The organism is Pseudarthrobacter ribosi (assembly GCF_055412865.1).
On sequence record NZ_JBVAYZ010000007.1, the window covers coordinates 62,520 to 84,968 of the forward strand.

Here is a 22,449-nt window from a genome sequence, read left to right on the forward strand (position 1 = left end):
GTTCAGCGCGGTTATTTGGGCATCACCGGCGGGACGAAGTCGAAGGTCATCCCCAGCAGCCAGACGAGCAGCAGCACCACCGGCAGGTGGAAGAGGAACTGCAGGAATGTGAAGCCGACCAGGTCGCGGGCCCGCAGCCTCAGGACCGCCAGCAGCGGCAGCATAAAGAACGGGTTGATCAGGTTCGGCAGGGCTTCGGCAATGTTGTAGATCTGCACGGTCCAGCCGAGGTTCATCTGCACATCGGTCGCGGACTGCATCACATACGGCGCCTCCACCAGCCACTTGCCGCCGCCGGAGGGGACCAGCAGGCCCAGCAGGGCCGTGTACAGCGCAATGACGACGGCGAAGCCGCCGCCGCTGCCGATCTCCGTGAAGAACTCGGCCAGATGCGCGGAGATGGTCATGCCGCCGTGGCCGGTCGCCTTGGTCAGGATCGCGGCCATCGCGGCGTAGAGCGGGAACTGGACCAGGATGCCGGCCGTCGCCGAGACGGCCTTGGTGACGGCCTGCAGGAAGTTCCGCGGGGTCCCGTGCAGCACCAGGCCCAGGATGAGGAAGACCAGCAGGTAGCCGTTGAGGCTGCTCACCACGGTGAGGAAAGGCTTGGTCAGGAACTGCGAGACCAGCCAGCCCAGGGTCAGGATGCCGGCCAGAATGGGCAGGATCATGCTGTATTCGAGCCATTCGCCCGGGCGGGAGCGCGGCTCCGATTCGCTAGGCTCGTCGTCAAGGTCGACGCCGAGGTCCTCCGCGGTGCGGATCGAGCCGCCCTCGGGGGCCGAGAAGTGCGCGATCACCGTGGTGAGTGCCATCAGGATGGCCAGGGTCAGCAGCGACTGCCAGGTGAAGATCGTGGTGCCGAAGTCCAGGATGCCGGTGATCTTCAGGAGTGCCGGCGGCAGCGAGGCCGCGGTGGCCTGGAGCTGCGCGGCGGAGGAGGACAGGCCGAGCGCCCAGACGGCGCCGAGGCCCATGAAGGCTGCCGCGCCGAGCGCGCGGTAGTCCACGGTCAGGTCCTTGCGGCGGGCGATGGCGCGAGCCAGCAGGCCGCCGAAGATGAGGCTGAGGCCCCAGTTGAGGAAGGACACTGACATGGACATCAGCGCCACGAAGCTCACGGCGGTGCGGGCGGTCGCCGGGATGAGGGCCAGCCGGTTGATCAGCTTTGCCACGGGCGGGGAGGTGGCCACGACGTAGCCGGTCAGCACCACCATGGCCATCTGCAGGGTGAACGCGGTGAGGTCCCAGAATCCGTTGCCGAAGGAATCGGCGATCGACTGGGGCGAGGCGCCGATGGCCAGGGCGGCCACCGCGATGATGATGACGCCGGCGAGGGCGAAGATGTAGGCGTCCGGGAACCATTTCTCGGTCCACGCCGCCATCCGTTGGGCTATGCGGGCGAGACCGCGTTCTTCGCCGATTCCGCTTGTCGTCAGGACTGTGTTTGCCACGGGGGGATACCTCTCCGTTTGGTGGGATTTTGCACCCGGGAGAGTTTAGTCACTAGGTTCGCGGTAACCGGGCTTATCGGCGCCGGCCGCCGGCGCGCCGCGGACCCTCGGCCTCATCCAGGCGCTGCCGTTCCTCGTCGGTGGGCGCTCCGCCGCCGAGGTCCGCCGGCATCCACCACGCACCCGGGGTCGGGGTCAGGGGGAAGTCTGCGATGCAGGCATCGATCCCGGCCTGGAGGACCCCGCGCAGCGCCTCGGTGGCCTGCTGGGCGTCCTGGGCCGGGTCAACGGCCACCGGTTCGCCGACATGGATCCGGACCGGGGCGCGCCAGGCGCGGGCCGGGGAGAAGCCGTGGCGGCGGGTCATCAGCCGGTGGGCGCCCCAGACGGACACGGGGATGATGGGCACTCCGGCTTCGGCGGCCATCCGGACGGCGCCGGTCTTGCATTCCCGCACCCGGAAGCTGCGGCTGACGCCGGCCTCCGGCAGGATCGCGATGTACTCGCCGTCTCGGAGCCGGTCGACGGCGGCGTCATAGGCGTGGGATCCCGAACCGTATCCCACCACGACGTGCCCGGCGGCGCTGACCGCGGGCCCGGCAAACCAGTGGTCGGCGGCCGCTTGGGTAACCAGGAAGCGCATCTGGGTCCGAGCGTGCCGCCACAGCAGCAGCTCGGCGAACGCGAAGTCGAGGTACCCGAAGTGCGTAACGGCGACGACGGCCCCGCGGCCGGGGACGATGCGGCGGGACGAACCGCGCGGGGCATCGTCGAGGCGCTCCGGTGCCGGGAGGTGCTCGCGTCCGGTGACGATGACCCGGATCCGGAACAGCCCGCGCAGCGCCAGTCCGGCGCGGACGATGACGCGGTAGAAACGGTCGCTGGGCCGGGGCCGCCACGGCATGCTAGCGGCCGCCTGACTGGTGTCCGCCGGGCTGGTGTCCGTCCGGCTGGTGTCCGCCGCCGCGGGGGCGGCGGGGCGGCAGGGGCAGGAAGCCCGAGGTGGCTTCCACGTATTCCTTGTAGCCGGGGCGGGCGGACATGGCCTTCTCGGTGAGCGGCTTGCCGGACTTGCCGGCCAGCAGCCAAATCATCAGGACCGGGGAGAGGACAGTCAGAGCCCCCGGCCAGGAATCAGCGGCGACGAGGAAAATCCCGGTCCACACGGCGGCGTCGCCGAAGTAGTTCGGGTGGCGGGTGTAGCGCCAGAGTCCCGTGTCCAGCACCGTGCCGCGCCGGGCCGGATCGGCCTTGAACTGAGCCAGCTGCCGGTCGCCGACCGTCTCGAAGACGAAGCCGACCACCCAGAGCAGCACGCCCAGCCAGGCCAGCCAGCCGAGGCTCCCGGTGCTGAACATCCCGACCTGGACCGTGAGCGAGACGAAGAACAGGATTACGCCCTGCGGCAGGTAGACCTTGCGCAGGGCGTAGACGTTGCGGGACCCGGGGGCCGGGGAGAGCAGCTCCACGTACCGCGGATCCTCGTGACCGCCCCGGGCCCGGAGTCCGATGTGGAGTGCGAGGCGGATGCCCCACACCGCCACGAGCGCCAGCAGCAGCAGGCGGCGGCCGCCGTCGCCCTGTCCGGCCGAGAGGAACCAGGAGATGGCGGCCACAACGACGAACCCCAGGCCCCAGACGGTGTCGATGACGGAATGGCGGCTCTGGCGCACAGCGACGGCGAAAGTGCCGGCCAGCAGCACCACGAGGCCCGCCGCCACCCACGGAAGGCTGGCCAGGAAGGCCCCCAACGGGAAAACGCTGAGCGGAAAGTCCGGCATCACAGCACCACCGGGAGGCTGGCGCCCGAGGCGGGGAGGAGGCTGCGGAACGCGTCGGCGCCGCCCCGGAGATCGCGGCCTGAACTGGCGGCGAAGGTGTCGAGGATGAAGCCGCTGGCGAGTGAGTTCCACAGGCCCACCCGGCGGAACATAAAGTGCCCGGCGCCCTTGAGCGCGACGTAACCCACGGACTTGGCGACGCCGTCGGCCCGGCGGGCGTAGGCGAGTGAGTTCGCCGGGCTGGTCCAGCGGTCCTTGGTGCCGTGGACAATCAGGATCCGACGGCCGGCCACGCGCTCCACCGGGGTCTGGGCATCGAGCCAGGGCGCCAGGGCGACGACGGCTTCCACCTGCGGGTGGTCCGCGACGCAGAGCGCGGTCAGGCCGCCCATCGAGTGGCCGAGGAGGTAAATCGGGACGCCGGGGTGTTCGCGGCTGATCTGGGAGAGCGCCCAGCGGGCGTCCTGGACGGGGGACATGTCCCTCCCGTTCCAGCCCCGGTACCGGTTCCGGAGGGTCCAGACGGCCAGCCCGTCGCGTCCGCCGCCGTTGTGCAGGGCCCGGGCGAAGGGCAGCATCCGTGCGGGACTCAGGTGCGTGCCGCGGACGGATTCGAAGCTGTTGGACCGCCCGCCGTGCAGGACCAGGGCGACTCCCCGGGTTTCTCCGCCGGCCCGGGCAATGCTCAAAACGGCCCTGGCATCCGCCCCGGGACCTGCCGGCCCAGGCTCGCGGTCGTCGATCTTGCGTATGGCCACGCCAATCCTCCACATCGTGTCCGTCATTCCAACCATAGGGCGAAGCGCCCGCAGTTCAAGGTGCGCTGTGCAAGGTCCGCAGCTCGGCTGCCGACCGGCGGGGCGCCCCAAGTTCCGGGGGACATTCCCATTGAACATTCGGAGCGGCGCCGCCCAAAGATGGGACCGGAGGACCGTAGGCCGCGAATCTTCGGGCGCCCGCCGGGAACCTCTTGACGGAGCAGGGCCGGAAGAGTAGGCCTGTGCTGGTAATCCTCCGGACTCCTGCCGGCTGGGAGCACGGGCCACCGTCCGGATCGGGTCTCATGACATTTTCGCCGATACAGAAAATGGGACGGTACGAAAAATGAACGGAAACAGCTTCGATAGCCTGCGCGAGCAAGTCCGCGGGCAGGTCATCACCCCTGGCGACGTGGACTACGACGCGGCACGGGCGGTGCACAACGGGATGATCGACAAAAAGCCGGCCGCGGTGGTCCGGGTATCCCAAGTGGCCGACGTCATTGCCAGCGTCAACTTCGCCCGGGACAACAACCTGGCCGTGGCCATCCGCGGCGGCGGACACAGCGGGCCGGGTTTTGGCACGGCGGATGACGCGTTGGTCATCGACTTTGTGAACACCAGAGGGGTCCGGGTCGATCCGGCCGGGAGGACGGCCAGGACCGAGGCCGGCGCGACGTGGGCCGATTTCAACCACGCCACGCACGCCTTCGGACTGGCGACCACCGGCGGCATCGTGGGTTCGACCGGTGTTTCAGGACTGACCCTCGGCGGCGGCATCGGCTACCTTGACCGGAAATACGGGCTGAGCTGCGACAACCTCCTCTCGGCCGACGTCGTCACCGCGGAGGGGAAGTTCCTCACTGCCAGCGAAAGCGAGCATGAGGACCTGTTCTGGGCGCTGCGCGGCGGTGGCGGGAACTTCGGCGTCGTGACCTCGCTGGAATTTCGCCTGCATCCCGTGGACATGGTCCATGCTGGCATCATCATCTACCCGGTGGAGCACGCCGAAACTGTGGCGAAGTTTTACCGTGAGCAGCTGGCGGCAGCTCCGGAAGAGCTGGGCGCTTTCCTTGCGTTCCATCAGGGGCCGCCGGTTCCATTCCTCCCGGAAGAGTGGCACGGGAAACCGGTTTGCATCGTGGTCGGCATGTGGACCGGTGACCCGGCCGAAGGGCCAGCCCGCTGGCAGCCGTTTCTGGACGCTGCGCCGGTGGCAGGGTCCATGGTGGGGCCGATGCCCTATCCCGCCTTGAACTCCGCCTTCGACGGGATGTACCCCAAGGGACTGTTGGCCTATTGGAAGGCGGCCTTCCTGACGGAACTCAATGACGGGGCCATCAGCGCCCACCTTGATTACGGCAGCCGGGTGCCCAGCGTGCAAACCGCCGTGCACATCTATCCCATTGACGGTGCCGTGCACCGTGTGGGAGCCACGGATACAGCCTTCCCTAACCGGAACGCTAGGTTCTCCCCGGTCATTGCCTGCCATTGGGAGGATCCGCGGGACAGTGAGGCGAACATCGCCTGGGTACGAGATTACGCGGCGGCGCTACAGCCCTACTCGGAGAGTGCGGGCTACATCAATTTCATGGACGGCGACGATTTGACCAGGGTCGCGGACAACTACGGGCCGAACTACCAGCGCCTCCGGGAGGTCAAGGCCAAGTACGATCCGCAGAACCTCTTCCACGTCAACCAGAACATCACCCCGGCCTGACCGGACCGGGCGCGGCCGGGGCGGCACCGGGGGACACCGGCGCCGGCCCGACGTCGTGCGTCATAACGGCGCCGCCGCCGGCTGCCGCGTCAGAACGGTACCGCGAAACGCCGTAAAGTCTTCGGCATGAGGTTGAACTGCTGATGGGCGCCGGACATTCACACACCCCGCAAGGACACGCGGATCCGACACCCCAGGCGCTCGTTGCACGGAAGAAAGCCAACCTCATCCTGGCGGCCATCCTGATCCCGCTGACGCTGCTGACCCTCGTGGCGATGGCGTTGCTGTGGCCCTCGGGCAGTAAGGAGGGGATCACCCTCGCGAGCCCCTACGCGGCCGCGCCGGGCGTCACGTTCGACACCGGCAAGATCCAGCGCGTTGTCACCGGCAGCTGCATGGACGCCCTCCCGCAGGATCAGGCCGGGACGGACGCGGCCCCGCAGCAGGGATCGGAATGCACTTTTGCGTTCACGGACCCGGACAGGGGCGGCAATCCCGTCAAGGTCGTCATCAACCCCGACGTCGCCAAATCCCACGGCGTGAAGACCGGCGACAACATCCGCTACCTGAACCTCTCCAAGGTCCAGGGCGCCGAAGCCCCGGGCACGCCGGCCTATGTCTTCGTCGACTTTGTCCGGACCCTGCCGATCATTTTCCTCGCCGTGCTCTACGCCGCCGTCGTGATCGCCGTGGCGCGCTGGCGCGGGCTGCGCGCGCTGGTCGGGCTCGTCGGCGCCTACGGGGTGCTGGTGTCCTTTATGCTCCCGGGGCTGGTGGAGGGCAAGCCGCCGCTGCTGCTGGCGCTGGTGGGGTCCACGGTGATCATGATCGGGGTGCTCTACTTCGCCCACGGCTTCTCCGCCCGGACCTCGACGGCGCTGCTTGGCACCATGTTCGGCCTGGCGATTACCGCGCTGCTGGCGGCCTGGGCCACCGACGCCGCCAACCTCGCCGGTGTCGGCAGCCACGATTCCGCCACCCTCGCGAACATCTCGGGCAATATTTCCATCTCCGGCATCATCCTGTGCGGCCTCATTATCTCCGGCCTGGGCGTCCTCAACGACGTCACCATCACCCAGTCCTCGGCCGTCTGGGAACTGTGGGAACTGGCCCCGGAAACCTCCGCCCGCCAGCTATTCACCTCCGCGATGCGGATCGGCCGGGACCACATTGCCTCGACCGTTTACACCATCGCGTTCGCCTACGCCGGTGCGGCGCTGCCCGTGCTGATCCTGGTGATGCTCTACGAGCGGCCGCTCGGTGACGCCCTCACCAGCGCCGAGCTCTCCGAGGAAGTGATCCGCACCCTGGTCGGCTCCGTCGGACTGGTCCTGGCGATCCCGGTCACCACGCTGATCGCGGTCCTCGTGGTGAAGGCAACCGGGATCAAGGCCCTGGGCGGGGCGGCGGGAACGGGCCGCGCGACCGGCGGCAGGGCCGGCGTCGTTCCCCCCGCCAGCGCCGCGGACGACGCCGACCCCCGGCCGGAGCTTGGTCCCGTCCGCGGGCGCGGGGTCACCGCCGCCGCGCCCGACTCCGCCCCCGACTCCGCGTCCGACGATGCCCCCGACGGGGCCTTCGCAGCGGCGCCGGCAGGGCGCCGCGGGCGGCGCGCTGCCGCAGTGGACTGAGCCCGGGTTTCCACATAGCAGGGGCGGATCCGGCCGATTTGCCCGGATTTGAGACAATGAACAGGTGACTGTTGTAGCTACCCCTCCCGCCGCCAAGCTGGAACTCCCGCCCCTGAAGCTGGGTCCCATCACGGTGGACACCCCCGTGATCCTGGCTCCCATGGCAGGCATCACCAACTCCGCGTTCCGCCGGCTCTGCCGTGAATACGGCGGCGGCCTGTACGTCGCGGAGATGGTCACATCCCGCGCCCTGGTGGAGCGCACGCCGGAATCCCTGCGCATCATCGCGCACGACGAGGACGAGTTGGTCCGGTCCGTCCAGCTCTACGGTGTGGACCCCGTCACCGTCGGCCAGGCCGTACGGATGCTCGTCGAGGAGGACCGCGCGGACCACATCGACCTCAACTTCGGCTGCCCCGTGCCCAAGGTCACCCGCCGGGGCGGCGGTTCGGCCCTGCCCTGGAAGATCGATCTGTTCACCTCGATCGTGCAGACCGCGGTCAAGGAAGCCTCCCGGGGCAACGTCCCGCTGACCATCAAAATGCGCAAGGGCATTGACGAGGACCACTTGACCTACCTCGACGCCGGCCGGATCGCCCGCGATTCCGGCGTCGCCGCCGTCGCGCTCCACGGCCGCACCGCCGCGCAGTTCTACTCCGGCCAGGCCGACTGGTCCGCGATTGCCCGGCTGCGTGAGGCGCTGCCGGACATCCCGGTGCTCGGCAACGGCGACATCTGGTCCGCGGAGGACGCCATCCGCATGGTCCGCGAGACCGGCGTCGACGGCGTGGTGGTGGGCCGCGGCTGCCAGGGCCGCCCGTGGCTGTTCGGCGACCTCATGGCGGCGTTCGAAGGCAGCGACGCACGCCACAAACCGGCCCTGCGGCAGGTCGCGGAAGGTGTGTACCGTCACGCGCAGCTTATGGTCGAGACGTTCGGTAACGATGAAGGCAAGGCGCTCCGGGAGATCCGCAAGCACATGGCCTGGTACTTCAAGGGCTACGTCGTCGGCAGTGAACTGCGGACCAAACTGGCCATGGTGACCAGCCTCGAGGTCCTGCGCGACACCCTGGACCAGCTGGACCTGGACTCGCCGTACCCCGGCGGGGACGCCGAAGGCCCCCGCGGCCGTGCCGGTTCGCCCAAGAAGCCCGCCCTGCCCAAGGACTGGCTGCTTGACCGCAACATGGACGCCGACCAGTCGCGTGAGATCACCCACGCGGAACTGGACGTGTCCGGTGGCTGAAACCAGGACCACCGCCCCCGTGCTCGACGGTTACGTCGTCCGGGACACCGCCCGCTGGGTGGAGGAGCCACCCAAGTCCACGTACCGGTCCGACTTCGAACGCGACCGGGCCCGGGTGCTGCACTCCTCGGCCCTGCGCCGGCTCGGTGCCAAAACCCAGGTTGTGGCCCCCGACACCGACGACTTTGTCCGGACCCGCCTCACCCACAGCCTCGAAGTGGCACAGGTGGGCCGCGAACTGGGCCTGGCTCTGGGCTGCGACCCCGACGTCGTGGACACCGCCTGCCTCAGCCACGATCTCGGCCACCCGCCGTTCGGCCATAACGGCGAATCGGCGCTGAACGAGGTCGCCCACGCTATCGGCGGCTTCGAAGGCAACGCCCAGACGCTGCGCTTGCTGACCCGGCTGGAGCCCAAGGTCCTCACCACGGACGGACGTCCCGCCGGGCTAAACCTCACCCGCGCCAGCCTCGATGCCGCGGCAAAGTACCCGTGGTCGGCGGCGAACGCGCCCGTCATCCACGGCGAGCGGACCAGCAAGTTCGGCGCGTACGAGGATGACCTGCCGATCTTCGACTGGATCCGCGAGGACGCCCCGGAGCGGCGCTCCTGTCTCGAAGCGCAGGTCATGGACCTCGCCGACGACATCTCCTATTCCGTGCACGACGTCGAGGACGCCATCGTCGCCGGGCACTTCCAGCTGAGGTGGATGGACAATCCGGACCACCGTGCCCGGGTGGTCGGCTACGCCAAGCAGTGGTACCTGCCGCAGAACGACCCGGCCGCGATTGATGCGGCCCTGGCCCGGCTGGAAGCCACCAGCGTCTGGGTGCGCGAGGCCGACGGCAGCCGCAAGTCGATGGCGGCGCTCAAGGACATGACCAGCCAGCTGATCGGGAGGTTCTGCCAGAGTGCGCTGGCGTCCACCCGCGCCGTCTACGGCCCGGAGAACCTGACCCGCTACAACGCGGAGCTGATCGTTCCGGATGAGACCGTGATGGAAATCGCCGTGATGAAGGGCCTGGCCACCACCTTCGTGATGACCACCGAACACCGGCAGCCCATCTACGAACGCCAGCGCGAGGTCCTGCACGCCCTCGTGACGGCGCTGAGCGCCACCGGGGACCGCCACCTGGAGCCCATGTTCGCCGCCGACTGGCGCGACGCGGAGGACGACGGCGCGCGGCTGCGTGTCGTGATCGACCAGGTGGCGTCGTTGACCGACGGTTCCGCGCTGGCCATGTACGAGCGGCTCGTGGGCAGCCTGCCCTCGCTGTGGTGACGGCCCTGGTGACCTTGCCCGCAGTGCCCTGCTATGCGCCATTCCGGTCGGGGCGCGGGACTAGGATGGCACTGTGGCCGGCCTGATCAAACGTGAAGATATCGATGAAGTACGCCAGCGCACCGACATCAAGGAAGTCGTCGACGGCTACGTGACCCTCAAGGGGGCGGGGCTGGGCTCATTCAAAGGCCTGTGCCCGTTCCATGACGAGCGTTCGCCATCGTTCACCGTCCGCCCCCAGGTGGGCAGGTACCACTGCTTCGGCTGCGGCGAGGACGGCGACGTCATCTCCTTCGTGCAGAAACTGGACCACACCACCTTCCACGAGGCCGTCGAAAAGCTCGCCGCCCGGATCGGCTTCGAGCTCCGGTACGAGGACGGCGGTTCCGGACCGAACCGCGAGGACGTCGGCCGTCGGCAGCGGCTGATCGATGCCCACAAGGTCGCGGACGAGTTCTTCCGCGCGCAGCTGCTGACCCCCGCAGCCACCGAGGGCCGCACCTTCCTGCACGACCGCGGCTTCGACCGGGCCGCAGCCGACCAGTTTGGCGTCGGCTACGCCCCGCAGGGCTGGGATTCGTTGCTCAAGCACCTCCGCGGGCGGGGCTACACGGATCCCGAGCTCAAACTCACGGGGATGTTCTCCGAGGGCGGGCGGGGGATCTACGACCGGTTCCGCGGCCGGCTGATCTGGCCCATCCGCGACATCGCGGGGGACACCATCGGCTTCGGTGCCCGCAAGCTCTACGAGGACGACCAGGGACCCAAATACCTCAACACCCCCGAGACAGCGCTCTACAAGAAGTCGCAGGTACTGTACGGAATCGACCTCGCCAAGCGCAGCATCGCCAAGGACCGGCAGCTCGTCGTGGTGGAGGGCTACACCGACGTGATGGCCTGCCATCTCGCCGGGATCACGACCGCGGTCGCCACCTGCGGCACGGCCTTCGGCACCGAACACATCAAGATTGCCCGCCGCCTGCTCTCCGACGACGGCAGCGGCGGCGAAGTCATCTTCACGTTCGACGGCGACGCCGCCGGCCAGAAGGCGGCCCTGCGGGCCTTCGAGGAGGACCAGCGGTTCGTGGCGCAGACCTACGTGGCCGTGGAGCCCAACGGCGCGGATCCCTGTGAGCTGCGCCAGTCCAAGGGCGACGCCGCCGTCCGGGACCTGATCGCAACCCGCCGTCCATTGTTCGAATTTGCCATCCGTGCCGCCCTGAAACGGCACAACCTGGACACGGTCGAGGGCCGGATCGCCGCACTGCGGGAATCCGCCCCGGTCGTCGCGCAGATCCGCGACGCCGGCATCCGTCCCGCCTACGCCCGGGAACTCTCCGGCTGGCTGGGCATGCCGGTAGAGGAAGTCAGCCGGGCGGTGGGCGCCGCCGCCAAGCGTGCCGCCCAGGCGCCGTCGGGCGGAGCCGGGTCCGGCCTGTACCAGGGGCAGGGCCGCGGCCAGGGCTCCGGGTACGCTACGGTGACCGGCGGCGGAACCGCCCCGGGCGTGGCTCCCTTGCCGGCGTCGGCCGCGCTGCCGTCCTTCAACCGTCCGGACCCGCGCGACCCCGTGGCGGCGATGGAACGGCAGGCCCTGGAGGTTGCCCTCCAGCAGCCCGGGATGCTTGAAGGTGAGACCTGGCAGCGTTTCACCGACGCGAGGTTCTCGACGCCGGCGTACCTGGCCATCCACGAGGCCATCCGTGCCACCGGCCTGGCGTTCGCTGGCGACCCGGTGCGCTGGGTGGAGCAGCTGCTGCGGGAGGTGCCCGAGCCGCTGCGCCCGCTCGTGTCCGAGCTGGCGGTGGTCCCGTTGCCGGCCAGCACCGCCGACGGGGTCCTGCGCTACTGCAAGGACATCCTGGCGCGCCTGTTCGAGCTGCAGATCACCCGGGTCAAGGCCGACAAGATGGGACAGCTGCAGCGGCTGGACGCGACAGCCGACCCGGAGGAGTTCCAGCGGCTGAACCGCGAGCTTATGCAGCTGGAGATGCAGAGGCGGTCCCTGCGCGCCGAGGGCTGATCTTCGAGCCCGATTGCCGAGGCCCGGTCGTCCCGTCGGGTTGTCCTGCAGGGGGCAATTTCGCTTCCCGGCAGGGTGTTTGCTAGGCTTAGATCCGCTTCATTCCTCCTTAGCTCAATTGGCAGAGCATTCGACTGTTAATCGAAGGGTTGCTGGTTCAAGTCCAGCAGGAGGAGCGCGCAGTCCCCGTCCCGGGTCACCGGGACGGGGACTTTTTTATACCCGTCAGGGGTATAGGCGGGCAATGACCGGGAGGTCGGAGGGCCGATTTCCTAAGCGGCAAAACCTTTGCTAATGTCGTACCTGCTTCATTCCTCCTTAGCTCAATTGGCAGAGCATTCGACTGTTAATCGAAGGGTTGCTGGTTCAAGTCCAGCAGGAGGAGCGGACAGGTCCCGCAGCCGGTGAATAACAGGCTGCGGGACCTTTTTTGTGCCCTCTTACGGCGGCCTGCTGCGTGCTCAGACGAAGTCCATCTCAACCTGGAGGAACCGCTCCGCCTCCGCCACGGCTGCACTGAAGGCTTCGAGTTCCGTGGGGGACGTGCGGGGTTCCCGGGGGTGCCATTCGTGCGGCGCGGAGTGCACCTGGGTGAAGCCGCCGCCGGGCGGGGCGTAGAAGATGCCGAAGCGCTGCACGGGCCACTCGGGGGACGACTCGGGTGCGACCAGGAGTGCTGAATCGAAGGCCGGGTTGTACCACTGGGCGATCGGGCGCCGGCGGTCTTCGGTGAACAGGCCGGCCGCGAAGAGGGCCGCCGACTGCTGGCTGGTCTGGCTGCACAGGCGATCCCACCACAGAGGCAGGATTCCGGTGTCGCACCGCTGCCACGTGGCCGGTTTGCGCGGAGGATCCTGCCAGTGGGGCACATCAACAACTTTATCGCCCGCCGTGGAGCGGCAACAGGGCCATTGGACAACTGCGCGGCCCCGCCCCGGAGGGACATGCCCAGCGCTAGGGCCGGCGCGTGGACCTAGTGCCCATATGCCCGCCCGTGGCCGCGGAGGCTGGGCATGTCCTCCGCACGGGGTCGTCCTGAGTTTGGCGCTGCCGGGGGACATGTTCAGTGCTTGGGCCGGCGCGTGGACATGGTGCCCATATGCCCACCCGTGGCCGCTAACATAGGGCATGTCCCGCGGGGTGGTGGGGCGCGGGGGTGGCTACTGGATCGGCGGGACCGTGCGGGGCCGCACGATCAGCCAGAGGGCAGCCGCGGCCAGGAAGATGCATGCGGCCTGGACGGCGCCCATCGGGGTGGATGACGTGACGCCGAGCCAGCCCACTACCGGTGAGATGAGGCCTGCCATCAGGAAGGTGGCGGCACCGAGCAGGGAGGCCGCGGTCCCGGCCTGGGCGCCGTGCTTGGCGAGCGCCAGCACCTGGACGCAGGGGAACGTGAAGCCGGCGCCGAGGATGTAGAACCACAGCGGCACCATCACCCCCCACAGACCGAAGCCCAGCTGGTCGAAGAGCACGATCAACAAAGCCATCAGGAACATCCACGCCGTGGAGCACGCCAGGATCCACTGCGGCGGGACCTTGCGGATGAGCCTCGAGCTGGTCTGCACGCCCGCGACGATGCCCAGCGAATTCACGCCGAAGAGCAGGCCGTACTGCTGCGGGCTGAAGCCGTAGACGTCCTGGAACAGGAACGGCGACGCCGACAGGTACGTGAAGAGCCCCGCGAAGTTCATTCCGCCCACCAGCAACAACCCCACAAAGATGCGGTCCTTGAACAGCACGCCGTAGCGCTGCCGGGCAGTCATGCCGGTTTTTCCGCGGAGTTCCCGGGGCAGCGTTTCGCGCACCACGAAGATCGCAGCGATGAGGACGCACATGCCGTAGCCGGCCAGGAAGAAGAAGATCCCCGGCCACGGCATGAACAGCAGCAGCTGAGAGCCGATCACTGGAGCGAGGATCGGAGCCAGGCCGTTCACCAGGGCCATCCGGGAGAACATCCGCACCATGGCGAAACCGCTGAACAGATCCCGCACCATCGCCATGGCCACCACGCCGCCGCCCGCGGCGCCGATACCCATCAGTACCCGGAAGAAGCCCAGCGTCGTGATGTCGGTCGACAGGGCGGCCCCCAGGGAGGCCACAATGTGCACCGCCGTCGCCAGGATCAGCGGCATCCGCCGGCCGAACTTGTCGCTCAGCGGCCCCACCACCAACTGGCCCAGCGCAAACCCGAGCGTGGTTCCGGTCAGCGTCAGCTGCACGGCCGCCTCCGAGACGGCCAGGCTCTCTTCCAGGGCCGGGAAAGCCGGAAGGTACAGGTCCACGGTGAAGGGACCCAGAGCGGTCAGGGCGCCGAGCATCAGAATGTAGAGGAGTTTGCGGCGGCGGCTCAGGGAATCGCCGGGATTGGTGGGTGTAGTCACAGAGGTCAATCCTAGGGCGCAGGACAGCCGACCACGTCTGCAGCGGAGGGCGCGCCACAGCCCGCGCCGCGCGGCGGCCGGGAGCCTGAATGGTACTTTTGACACCGGGGTGTGCGTGAAGCAGCGCAGACCGGCAAGCCCGCGGAAGCGGAATCACAGACGTAACCAGTTAGGCGGGACCGATGAGCGGACGTCACAGCGGCGGGAAAAGCGGAGGGCTGCGCATTTCCGCGCTGCCGAGGACCCTGAAACTGATCTTCAAACTGGCTCCGCGGCAGCTCAGCGACGAGATTGCCCTCGCCAAGGTCGAGATCAAGCGCAAGGGCATGCAGGTCGGCGTTGCCTCCGCCTTCCTCGGCGTCGCACTGGTCTTCGTCGCTTTTCTGGTCACCGGCCTCATCGTCGCCGCCATCATGGGACTCGCGACGATCATGCCCGCCTGGCTCGCGGCCCTGCTGGTCTGCGGCGTGTTCCTGATCATCGCCCTGATCGCCGGCCTGGTCGGGGTCGGCAAGTTCAAGAAGGCCCTGCCGCTGGTCCCCGAAGACACCCTCCGGGGCCTGAAGTACGACCTCGGCATCGCCAAGGAGGGCTCCGCGTTCGATCCTGCCGTGCTGGATCCGGAATCCGAGCAGTACAAGGCCGCCAAGGCCGCCAAGGCAGAAGCCGCTGCCAAGGCCCAGGCCGAGAAGGAAGCCAAGAAGGCCGCCGAGCCGGACCTCGGTCCGCCGCCCACCGAAGCGGAACTGCGACGCCGGCTGGACCAGCGCCGCACCCACCTCACCGGAGTCCGCGACGAACTCAACGAGGAACTGGACGTCAAGACCCAGGCGCAGGCCCTCCTGGCCATTGCCCAGGTTAAGCTGCAGGACGGCAAGGAACAGCTCAGCGGCAAAGTAGCCGAGGTCCGCTCCGCGGCCAGCCGCCGAGCAAAGCGGCCAGCGACGGCGGCCGGCGCCCGTGCAGACTCCGCAGGCGTGGCAGGCCAGCTGGGCCAGCGCTGGAAGCCGCTGGTAACACTCACCGCCTCAGCCGCAGCCCTCGTGTTCCTGCTGCGCAAACTGATCAAGGGCTAGGAAGCCCGCTAAACTGCAACGCCCGGTCGTTGCCGGCCACGGAAAGGGGGACTGGATGAAGTTCATCGGCGCTGGTTCCCGGCCTGGTCAGCCCCAGGTCCACCACGACCGGGTTTTCACCATCCCCAACGTGCTGACCGTCGTGCGGTTTCTCGGCGTCCCGCTCTTCATCTGGCTCGTGCTCGGGGCGCAGGAATACGGCTACGCCGCCCTCGTCTTGGCGATCATGGGCAGCACCGACTGGGTGGACGGCTACGTCGCCCGCCGGTTCGACCAGATGTCCAACCTCGGGCGGGTGATGGATCCGATCGCGGACCGGCTGTCGCTGATCGCGGTTGCCGTGACGCTGGTGATCGCCGGCGTCGTCGAGTGGTGGTACCTCGCAGCGCTGCTGATCCCCGACGCTATCCTGCTCGCCCTGTCGCTGTATTACTTCCACGGCCACCCCGACCTCCCCGTGAGCCGGATCGGCAAGATCCGGACTGCGCTCCTGCTGGTCGGCACCCCGCTGCTTGTGCTCTCGAAACTCCCCATCCCGGGTACCGAGGTCTACCTCACCGCCGCCTGGATCTTCCTGGGGCTGGGGCTCGTGGGGCACTGGATCGCCGGCTACAACTATTTCTGGGCCATCATCCGCAAGGGCAAAAAGCTCAAGCGCGGCCAGCCAGACGTCGACGGCGGCACCCGCTGATGGTGTGGTTCGCTGTCCTGCTTGCTGTGCTGGGAGCGTTTTGCCTCGCGTTCGGCGCCCAGCGCCAGGGCAGTGCTGTCAAGGCGGACACCGGGGGACTGGCGCTCAGCAACCACGGCATGATTCGCCTGATCCGCAACCCGCGCTGGGTGTTCGGACTGCTGCTGCTGTGTGTGGGCATGGCGTTGAACTCCGTCGCCCTGGTGATGGCGCCCCTGACGGTGGTGCAGCCGATCGGGGCGATTGCCCTGGTCATCACCACAATCGTCAACGCCAAGGACCAGGGGCTGACCATCAACCGGGCCACCGTGGTTGCCATCTCCGCCTGCGTTACGGGTTCGGCCCTGTTCGTGATCCTGGCGGTCACCGTGACCCAGGAAACCCATCAGGTCAGCTCCTCCGACGAGCTGACCGTTGTGCTGCTACTGGCCCTGGTTGTCGGATTGTTTGGGACGCTCGCCCTGGTGTTCAGGCAACGGATGAGCGCCTTCATCTACATCCTGGGGGCTGGCATCCTGTTCGGCTTCGTCGCCGTCCTGACCCGTATCATCGGCAAGCACCTGCTGGATCCGAACGGCCTGGGCGTCCAGAATGTGCCGTGGTATTCGGTGGTCGCCATCGTCGCCGCGGGCGTCCTGGGCTCGTGGTTCGTCCAAAATGCCTACTCGGGGGGCCCGCCGGACCTCGTGATCGCAGGACTGACCGTGATTGACCCGATCGTCGGCATCGCGATCGGCATCACGATCCTCGGCGAGCTGCGCCCCGATGTCCACGCCGTGACGGCGATAGCGATGGGGGCGGCCGCTTTGCTTGCTATCGTGGGAGTGATCGCTTTGTCCAGGCACCATCCCGAGGTCACCAAGCGCAAGAAGGACGCGCGGAAGGCCGCGGGGCGGGAGCCGCAGGACGTCAACAGACCTCAGCAGTAGGCCCGGCACGCCTGCGCCGGCGGCCAGCCGGCCACCACAAGTCCCAGCTGCCCGCACCGTGACCACCAGGAGCCCTCCCCGTGACCATGCCTGACAACCAGCACCCGCTGACCATCCTGATTGCCGCGGACACGTACCCGCCCCACGTCAACGGCGCGGCCATGTTCGGCTACCGCCTGGCTAGAGGCATGAAAGCCCGCGGACACGATGTTCACGTGCTTGCCTGCCGACCGGACAAAGGCAAGAGCTACACCGAGTTCAGCGACGAGGGCACGGTCCACCGGATCCGCTCGCACTCAGTTCCCACGCACGAATACTTCCGGATAACCTTCCCCTGGGAAATCAAGAAGGAAATCAGTCTGCTGTTCGACCGGATCCAGCCCGACGTGGTGCACATCCAGAGCCACTACATGATCGGCGAGCACGTGCTCTACGAGGCCGCGAAGCGCGGTATCCGGATCGTGGCAACCAACCACTTCATGCCGGAGAACCTGAACCCGTTCCTGCCCTTCCCGCAGTGGTTCAAGGACCTTGTGGGACGCATTTCCTGGAAGGACATGGGCAAGGTCATGGGCCAGGCCGACGTCGTCACCACCCCGACGCCGCTGGCGGCCAAAGCGATGCACCAGCACGCCTTCCTCCGCAAAGTCCTGCCACTGTCCAACGGCGTCGACTCCGCGGCCTACGAACTCAATCCGGGGGAGGAGCTGGAGCGCCACTCGAGCCCCACCGTGCTGTTCGTTGGCCGGCTCGCCGAGGAAAAGCACATCGATGTCCTGGTCGACGCTGTCGCCAAGACGCCTCGGGAACTGGATGTCCACCTTGAGATCGTCGGCGGCGGCGAAGTGCGCCCGGCTTTGGAGGACCAGGTTGCCAGGCTCGGGCTGCAGGACCGGGTCACGTTCCTCGGCCTGGCCAGCGACGCCGATCTCCGCAAGGCCTACCTGGCCGCTGACCTGTTCTGCATGCCCGGCACAGCGGAACTGCAGTCGCTCGTGACCCTGGAGGCCATGTCGGCCTCCACTCCGGTGCTGCTGGCTGACGCCATGGCACTGCCTCATCTGGTGCACGACGGCGAAAACGGCTACCTGTTCACCCCCAATGACAGCGACGACCTCGCGGCCAAAATGGTCCGCGTGCTGTCGCTCCCCGCCGATGAGCTGGCGGCGATGGGCAAGGCGAGCCGGGGCCTGGTGGAGAACCACAGCCTCGAGCACACCCTGCAGGCCTTTGAGGATCTGTACCGGGGCGCGAGCTACGACGACCTCGTCGTCTGATCCGGGGCACTACTATTGTTAGAGTAATTTTCGCCCGGAAACCCTCCGGCCCCGCGCGGGCAGGAACGATTTCCGGGCGCAAGGGGCTATAGCTCAGCTGGTTAGAGCGCGGGACTCATAATCCTAAGGTCCTCGGTTCAAGTCCGAGTAGCCCTACTGAAATAGAGAGGCCCGGTTCCCGCAAACAATGGGAACCGGGCCTCTTTTCCTGTCCTCTCCGAGCACGCCATGCCGCCGTCTCAACCGGACGACAATCTGATGATGGCCGGTCCAAGGAAAACCACAGGTCCCGTGCTTACCGTGTCGTCGGGACGTGGCACTCATCGGTGACGGTGCCACACGGCACACCCCAGCGAAGTGCCGCTCCCCGAGGCTGGCTCCAGAATCACATGAAACTGGAGCCAGCCTCTGGTACGGCAGACCAAAAAGGGCCGCAACGCACGAGAAGCCCCGCCCCAAGCGAACGGGACGCAACCATGTTCCGACCGCCGATAACGCTAGCTACGGCAGTTTGGCGGGCCTCCTGATGGGTGGGAACCTGCCCCTGGACAATTAGCCCGGGATACCCGGCCCTGAGGTCCCTGCGGCACTGGGCGCATTCCATATGGCCTCCGTCACTTGCGGCGTCCTTCCGGCGTGCGGTAAGTTACTCGTGAGTAACATTCCGCCGGCGCAAGGCCCGCGTTCCCTGGTCGCTGCTGATCTCCCGTGAAGGAACACCATGTCCAAAGCTGACATCGACATCAACAATCTCCCGTACGCCGATGGCGACTTTTTCGCGTTCGAGCAGCTGCTCAGCGGCAAAGAGCAGGACCGGCTCGCGGAGGTCCGCGCGTTCCTTGCCCGCGAGGTCAAGCCGATCGCCGTTGACTGCTGGAACCGCGCCGAGTTCCCGATGGACCTGATTCCGAAGCTTGCCGAGATCGATCTGGTCAGCCCGGTCCGGAGGCAGGGTTACTCCAACCTCTTCGCGGGCATCATGCACGCCGAAGCAACCCGCGCCGACACCTCCATTGCCACCTTCATCGGCGTCCATGACGGACTCTTCACCGGCTCGATCGAGGCGCTGGCCTCGCAGGAGCAGCAGGACGCGTGGCTGCCGGACATCTACTCGCTCAAGAAAATCGGCGCGTTCGGCCTCACCGAACCCCTCGGCGGATCCGACGTCGCCGGCGGCACCCGCACCACGGCCCGCAAGGAGGGGGACAGCTGGATCCTGAACGGGGCCAAGCGCTGGATCGGCAACGCCACATTCTCCGACTGGGTCGTCATCTATGCCCGCGACCTCGCCGACAACCAGGTCAAGGGCTTCCTCGTCGACACCAAGACCGAGGGCTACAGCGCCACCAAGATCGAAAACAAGATCTCGCTGCGCACCGTGCAGAACGCCGACATCGCCCTCGACAACGTCGTGGTGCCCGAGTTCTTCAAACTCGCCCACGCCAACAGCTTCCGCGACACAAACAAGGTCCTCAAGGTCACCCGCCTTTCCGTTGCCTGGCAGGCGGTCGGCCAGCAGCTCGCCACGTTCGACGTTGCCCGCCGCTACGCCGTGGAGCGCAGCCAGTTCGGACGCCCGATTGCCTCCTTCCAACTGGTGCAGCACCAGCTCGTGCAGATCCTCGGCAACGCCGTCAGCTCGATGGGCATGATGGTGCGGCTCTCCCAGCTGGAGGACCTTGGCCAGGCCAAGGACGAGCAGTCGGCACTGGCCAAGGCCTTCACTACGGCCCGCATGCGCGAGAGCGTTGCCCTGGGCCGCGGCCTCCTTGGCGGCAACGGGATCGTCACGGACTACGAGATGGCCAAGATCTTCTCGGATGCCGAGGCCATCTACTCCTACGAGGGAACCCACGAGATCAACACCCTCGTCACAGGCCGGGCGATCACGGGCATCTCCGCGATCGTCTAGGAAAAGGCCCAAGGCGCACGCACCTCCCAAGACGCCCGGCGGTCGGCGCCGCTTCCCGCGGCCCTTCGTCCTGATCCGCCCGCCACGCCCCTACCCGGGCGCCGGATCGAGGGGAGGAAGCAGGACGGAGGGCCGCAGGTCTGTCACGAAGGCCAGCGGATTGAGGTATTCCGCGCCGCGGCGGACGCCCCAGTGGACGCAGGGCGCCGGCGTGCAATGGCCGGGCTGGATCCACCCCAGGACATCCCCCACAACGACGGCGTCGCCCGCCTCGAGATCGCTGAGAACCGCCTCAAAGCTGCTCCGCAATCCGCTGCCGTGGTCGACGGTGATGACGCCACGGTCCGCCACCACGCCGGCAAAGCTCACGGTGCCCGACGCCGGGGAAGTGACCGGGGCGCCGTGGTGCGATGCCCGCAGATCCACACCGCGGTGCCCGCTCAGCCAGGGTTTTGCCGGCGGATCAAAGGCGCGCAGCACACCCGGCCGGGGGCTCAGCGGCCAGCTCCACCCGGCAGCCACCGTGCCGGCGCCGGCCGTGGGGCCCGGCGTGTCGCCCGGCGGGTGACCGGGAGCCGCTTCCGGGCCGGCGGACGCCGTCACGGGGGAGAGCGCCAGAAAAAGTGCGGCAGCCAGGACGGCAGCATACGCCGGAGTTCTCATGAACCCAGCCTGCTGTTGCCGCCTGCTCGGCGGAAGCGCCCCACCGGCGTATGTGGACAGCGCCGCGGAAACGCCGGAGGCGGGGCCCCCGCAAGGTCGCCCGCGCAGGCACGGCGAAGCCCCGCCGTGCCCTCCGGTCTGGGCCTCCGCCGCTCCTCCGCCGGCCCGCCGCCCCTCCTCTGCTGGGCCTCCGGCACCCCGCGGCCAACCCCCGGAAACCGTCCAATCCGGCACCGCCCCTGTAGTACACTTGGTGGAGCAGTTTGCTGTGCCCTCACGCTTGATTACTGTCTTTGTGCTAGCAAGGTAATTGTCTAAGCCGGCACGCCTCATTCAGGGGTGCGGGGGAGCAGCGGCTGACTACGCGTATCCAGCCCTCCTCATTCGAAGCTTGAACTCTTCAGGGTGCGGAGGACTGTGCTTCTTTCGGTCCGGGCCTGTGGTCCGGTGGAGAGGCGCAGTGGATGCCAGGAGCACCGCCCGCCTGGGTGTTGCTATTTAACCGTCAACTATTGGCAGGGTAAGACAGCCCTTGGGCTGTCTCATGAATGACCTGCCGGAAGGAGCGCCGGCATGCCCGTCGTAACTATGCGCCAGCTGCTTGACAGCGGCGTCCACTTTGGACACCAGACCCGCCGTTGGAACCCGAAGATGAAGCGATTCATCTTCACGGAGCGCAACGGCATCTACATCATTGACCTGCAGCAGTCGCTGTCCTACATCGACCGTGCCTACGAGTTCGTGAAGGCCACCGTTGCACACGGCGGCACCGTTCTCTTCGTTGGCACCAAGAAGCAGGCGCAGGAATCCATCGCCGAGCAGGCCACCCGCGTTGGCCAGCCGTACGTCAACCAGCGTTGGCTCGGCGGTATGCTGACCAACTTCCAGACGGTCTCCAAGCGCATCCAGCGCATGAAGGAACTCGAAGAGATCGACTTCGACGACGTCGCCGGTTCCGCGTACACCAAGAAGGAACTGCTGCTCCTTCGCCGCGAACTCACGAAGCTGGAAACCAACCTCGGTGGTATCCGCAACCTGACCAAGGCGCCTTCGGCGCTCTGGATCGTTGACACCAAGAAGGAACACCTGGCTGTCGACGAAGCCAAGAAGCTGAATATCCCGGTTGTTGCCATCCTGGACACCAACTGCGATCCGGACGAAGTCGACTTCCCGATCCCGGGTAACGACGACGCCATCCGCTCCGTCAACCTGCTGACCCGCGTTGTTGCTGACGCCGTTGCTGAGGGCCTCATCGCCCGCAACCAGCGCGCCACCGGCACCACGGAAGCTCCGGAAGAGCCGCTGGCCGAGTGGGAGCGCGAACTCCTCGAAGGCAGCAAGACCGAAGAGGCTGCTGCCGCTCCGGCCGCAGAAGCCGCTCCGGCTGCTGAAGAGGCACCCGCCGCTGCCGAGGCTGCTCCGGTTGCTGAAGAGGCACCCGCCGCTGCCGAGGCTGCTCCGGTTGCTGAAGAGGCACCCGCCGCTGCCGAAGCCGCTCCGGTTGCCGACGACGCCGCCGACGAAGCCAAGTAGTCAGACAGGCTGCTTTTCTCAGCTGACAAATAAATCCGGATCTCCCCGCACGCCCTGCGCGTAAGGGGAACTGACAGGATGGCCGCTCA

18 protein-coding genes and 3 tRNA genes are annotated in these 22,449 nt (G+C 67.5%); 14 read left to right on the forward strand and 7 right to left on the reverse strand.

The window, feature by feature from the left end; all coding sequences use genetic code 11:
* Positions 1 to 11: 11 nt before the first annotated feature.
* From ACZYZ5_RS09330 to ACZYZ5_RS09345, 4 genes are all read right to left on the reverse strand, one after another.
* The gene (locus tag ACZYZ5_RS09330; RefSeq protein WP_463901203.1) at positions 12 to 1,454 is read right to left on the reverse strand and encodes a short-chain fatty acid transporter; all 1,443 of its coding nucleotides are present in this window, start codon (positions 1,452 to 1,454) and stop codon (positions 12 to 14) included.
* A gap of 73 nt (positions 1,455 to 1,527) precedes the next feature.
* Positions 1,528 to 2,358 carry a lysophospholipid acyltransferase family protein gene (locus ACZYZ5_RS09335; protein WP_463901205.1) on the reverse strand — a complete coding sequence of 277 codons (831 nt, stop codon included), beginning with the start codon at positions 2,356 to 2,358 and terminating at the stop codon, positions 1,528 to 1,530.
* A 1-nt stretch (position 2,359) separates the two neighbouring features.
* Entirely contained in the window at positions 2,360 to 3,235 is an 876-nt protein-coding gene (locus tag ACZYZ5_RS09340; RefSeq protein WP_463901206.1) for a DUF1295 domain-containing protein, read from the reverse strand.
* Positions 3,235 to 3,987, reverse strand: coding sequence for an alpha/beta hydrolase (locus tag ACZYZ5_RS09345; RefSeq protein WP_463901477.1), 753 nt, complete (start codon positions 3,985 to 3,987; stop codon positions 3,235 to 3,237). Before ACZYZ5_RS09345 ends, ACZYZ5_RS09340 begins: the two co-directional genes overlap by 1 nt.
* 352 nt (positions 3,988 to 4,339) lie before the next feature.
* Between ACZYZ5_RS09345 and ACZYZ5_RS09350 the strand changes: the two genes are divergently transcribed.
* The 7 genes from ACZYZ5_RS09350 (at position 4,340) to ACZYZ5_RS09380 (ending at position 12,280) form a co-directional block, all read left to right on the forward strand.
* Complete coding sequence (locus ACZYZ5_RS09350; protein ID WP_463901208.1) at positions 4,340 to 5,713, forward strand: FAD-binding oxidoreductase; 1,374 nt, start codon at positions 4,340 to 4,342, stop codon at positions 5,711 to 5,713.
* A gap of 143 nt (positions 5,714 to 5,856) precedes the next feature.
* Complete coding sequence (locus ACZYZ5_RS09355; RefSeq protein WP_463901210.1) at positions 5,857 to 7,344, forward strand: YibE/F family protein; 1,488 nt, start codon at positions 5,857 to 5,859, stop codon at positions 7,342 to 7,344.
* A 64-nt stretch (positions 7,345 to 7,408) separates the two neighbouring features.
* On the forward strand, positions 7,409 to 8,590 hold the full coding sequence (gene dusB / locus ACZYZ5_RS09360; RefSeq protein ID WP_463901212.1) for a tRNA dihydrouridine synthase DusB: 1,182 nt from the start codon (positions 7,409 to 7,411) through the stop codon (positions 8,588 to 8,590).
* Positions 8,583 to 9,872 carry a deoxyguanosinetriphosphate triphosphohydrolase gene (locus tag ACZYZ5_RS09365; protein WP_463901213.1) on the forward strand — a complete coding sequence of 430 codons (1,290 nt, stop codon included), beginning with the start codon at positions 8,583 to 8,585 and terminating at the stop codon, positions 9,870 to 9,872. The genes dusB and ACZYZ5_RS09365 overlap by 8 nt, the downstream gene beginning before the upstream one ends.
* Before the next feature lie 73 nt (positions 9,873 to 9,945).
* Positions 9,946 to 11,895 (forward strand): DNA primase, encoded by a 1,950-nt coding sequence (gene dnaG, locus ACZYZ5_RS09370; protein WP_463901214.1) that lies wholly within the window; start codon positions 9,946 to 9,948, stop codon positions 11,893 to 11,895.
* Positions 11,896 to 11,998: 103 nt separating this feature from the next.
* Positions 11,999 to 12,071: transfer RNA gene (locus ACZYZ5_RS09375), tRNA-Asn, on the forward strand.
* 136 nt (positions 12,072 to 12,207) lie between these two features.
* A tRNA-Asn gene (locus ACZYZ5_RS09380) sits at positions 12,208 to 12,280 on the forward strand.
* A 76-nt stretch (positions 12,281 to 12,356) separates the two neighbouring features.
* On the opposite strand, the gene ACZYZ5_RS09385 is transcribed toward ACZYZ5_RS09380, so the two are convergent.
* Together ACZYZ5_RS09385 and ACZYZ5_RS09390 are read right to left on the reverse strand one after the other, a co-directional pair.
* Complete coding sequence (locus ACZYZ5_RS09385) at positions 12,357 to 12,764, reverse strand: hypothetical protein (protein WP_463901215.1); 408 nt, start codon at positions 12,762 to 12,764, stop codon at positions 12,357 to 12,359.
* Positions 12,765 to 13,055: 291 nt separating this feature from the next.
* Positions 13,056 to 14,279 (reverse strand): multidrug effflux MFS transporter, encoded by a 1,224-nt coding sequence (locus ACZYZ5_RS09390; RefSeq protein WP_463901217.1) that lies wholly within the window; start codon positions 14,277 to 14,279, stop codon positions 13,056 to 13,058.
* A 182-nt stretch (positions 14,280 to 14,461) separates the two neighbouring features.
* Between ACZYZ5_RS09390 and ACZYZ5_RS09395 the strand changes: the two genes are divergently transcribed.
* The 6 genes from ACZYZ5_RS09395 to ACZYZ5_RS09420 all read left to right on the forward strand — a co-directional run bounded on the left by ACZYZ5_RS09395 (position 14,462) and on the right by ACZYZ5_RS09420 (position 20,164).
* Complete coding sequence (locus ACZYZ5_RS09395; protein ID WP_463901219.1) at positions 14,462 to 15,355, forward strand: phage holin family protein; 894 nt, start codon at positions 14,462 to 14,464, stop codon at positions 15,353 to 15,355.
* Between the two features lie 55 nt (positions 15,356 to 15,410).
* Positions 15,411 to 16,046, forward strand: a complete 636-nt coding sequence (locus ACZYZ5_RS09400) for a CDP-alcohol phosphatidyltransferase family protein (RefSeq protein ID WP_463901221.1) — start codon at positions 15,411 to 15,413, stop codon at positions 16,044 to 16,046.
* The gene (locus ACZYZ5_RS09405) at positions 16,046 to 16,975 is read left to right on the forward strand and encodes a DMT family transporter (protein WP_463901222.1); all 930 of its coding nucleotides are present in this window, start codon (positions 16,046 to 16,048) and stop codon (positions 16,973 to 16,975) included. Before ACZYZ5_RS09400 ends, ACZYZ5_RS09405 begins: the two co-directional genes overlap by 1 nt.
* Before the next feature lie 80 nt (positions 16,976 to 17,055).
* Entirely contained in the window at positions 17,056 to 18,252 is a 1,197-nt protein-coding gene (locus ACZYZ5_RS09410) for a glycosyltransferase (protein ID WP_463901224.1), read from the forward strand.
* Between the two features lie 82 nt (positions 18,253 to 18,334).
* Positions 18,335 to 18,408, forward strand: a tRNA-Ile gene (locus tag ACZYZ5_RS09415).
* Between the two features lie 565 nt (positions 18,409 to 18,973).
* On the forward strand, positions 18,974 to 20,164 hold the full coding sequence (locus tag ACZYZ5_RS09420) for an acyl-CoA dehydrogenase family protein (protein WP_463901225.1): 1,191 nt from the start codon (positions 18,974 to 18,976) through the stop codon (positions 20,162 to 20,164).
* A gap of 90 nt (positions 20,165 to 20,254) precedes the next feature.
* On the opposite strand, the gene ACZYZ5_RS09425 is transcribed toward ACZYZ5_RS09420, so the two are convergent.
* Positions 20,255 to 20,827 carry a murein hydrolase activator EnvC family protein gene (locus tag ACZYZ5_RS09425; protein WP_463901227.1) on the reverse strand — a complete coding sequence of 191 codons (573 nt, stop codon included), beginning with the start codon at positions 20,825 to 20,827 and terminating at the stop codon, positions 20,255 to 20,257.
* A 573-nt stretch (positions 20,828 to 21,400) separates the two neighbouring features.
* Between ACZYZ5_RS09425 and rpsB the strand changes: the two genes are divergently transcribed.
* Positions 21,401 to 22,360 carry a 30S ribosomal protein S2 gene (rpsB, locus tag ACZYZ5_RS09430; RefSeq protein ID WP_463901229.1) on the forward strand — a complete coding sequence of 320 codons (960 nt, stop codon included), beginning with the start codon at positions 21,401 to 21,403 and terminating at the stop codon, positions 22,358 to 22,360.
* The last annotated feature ends 89 nt before the right edge of the window (positions 22,361 to 22,449 follow it).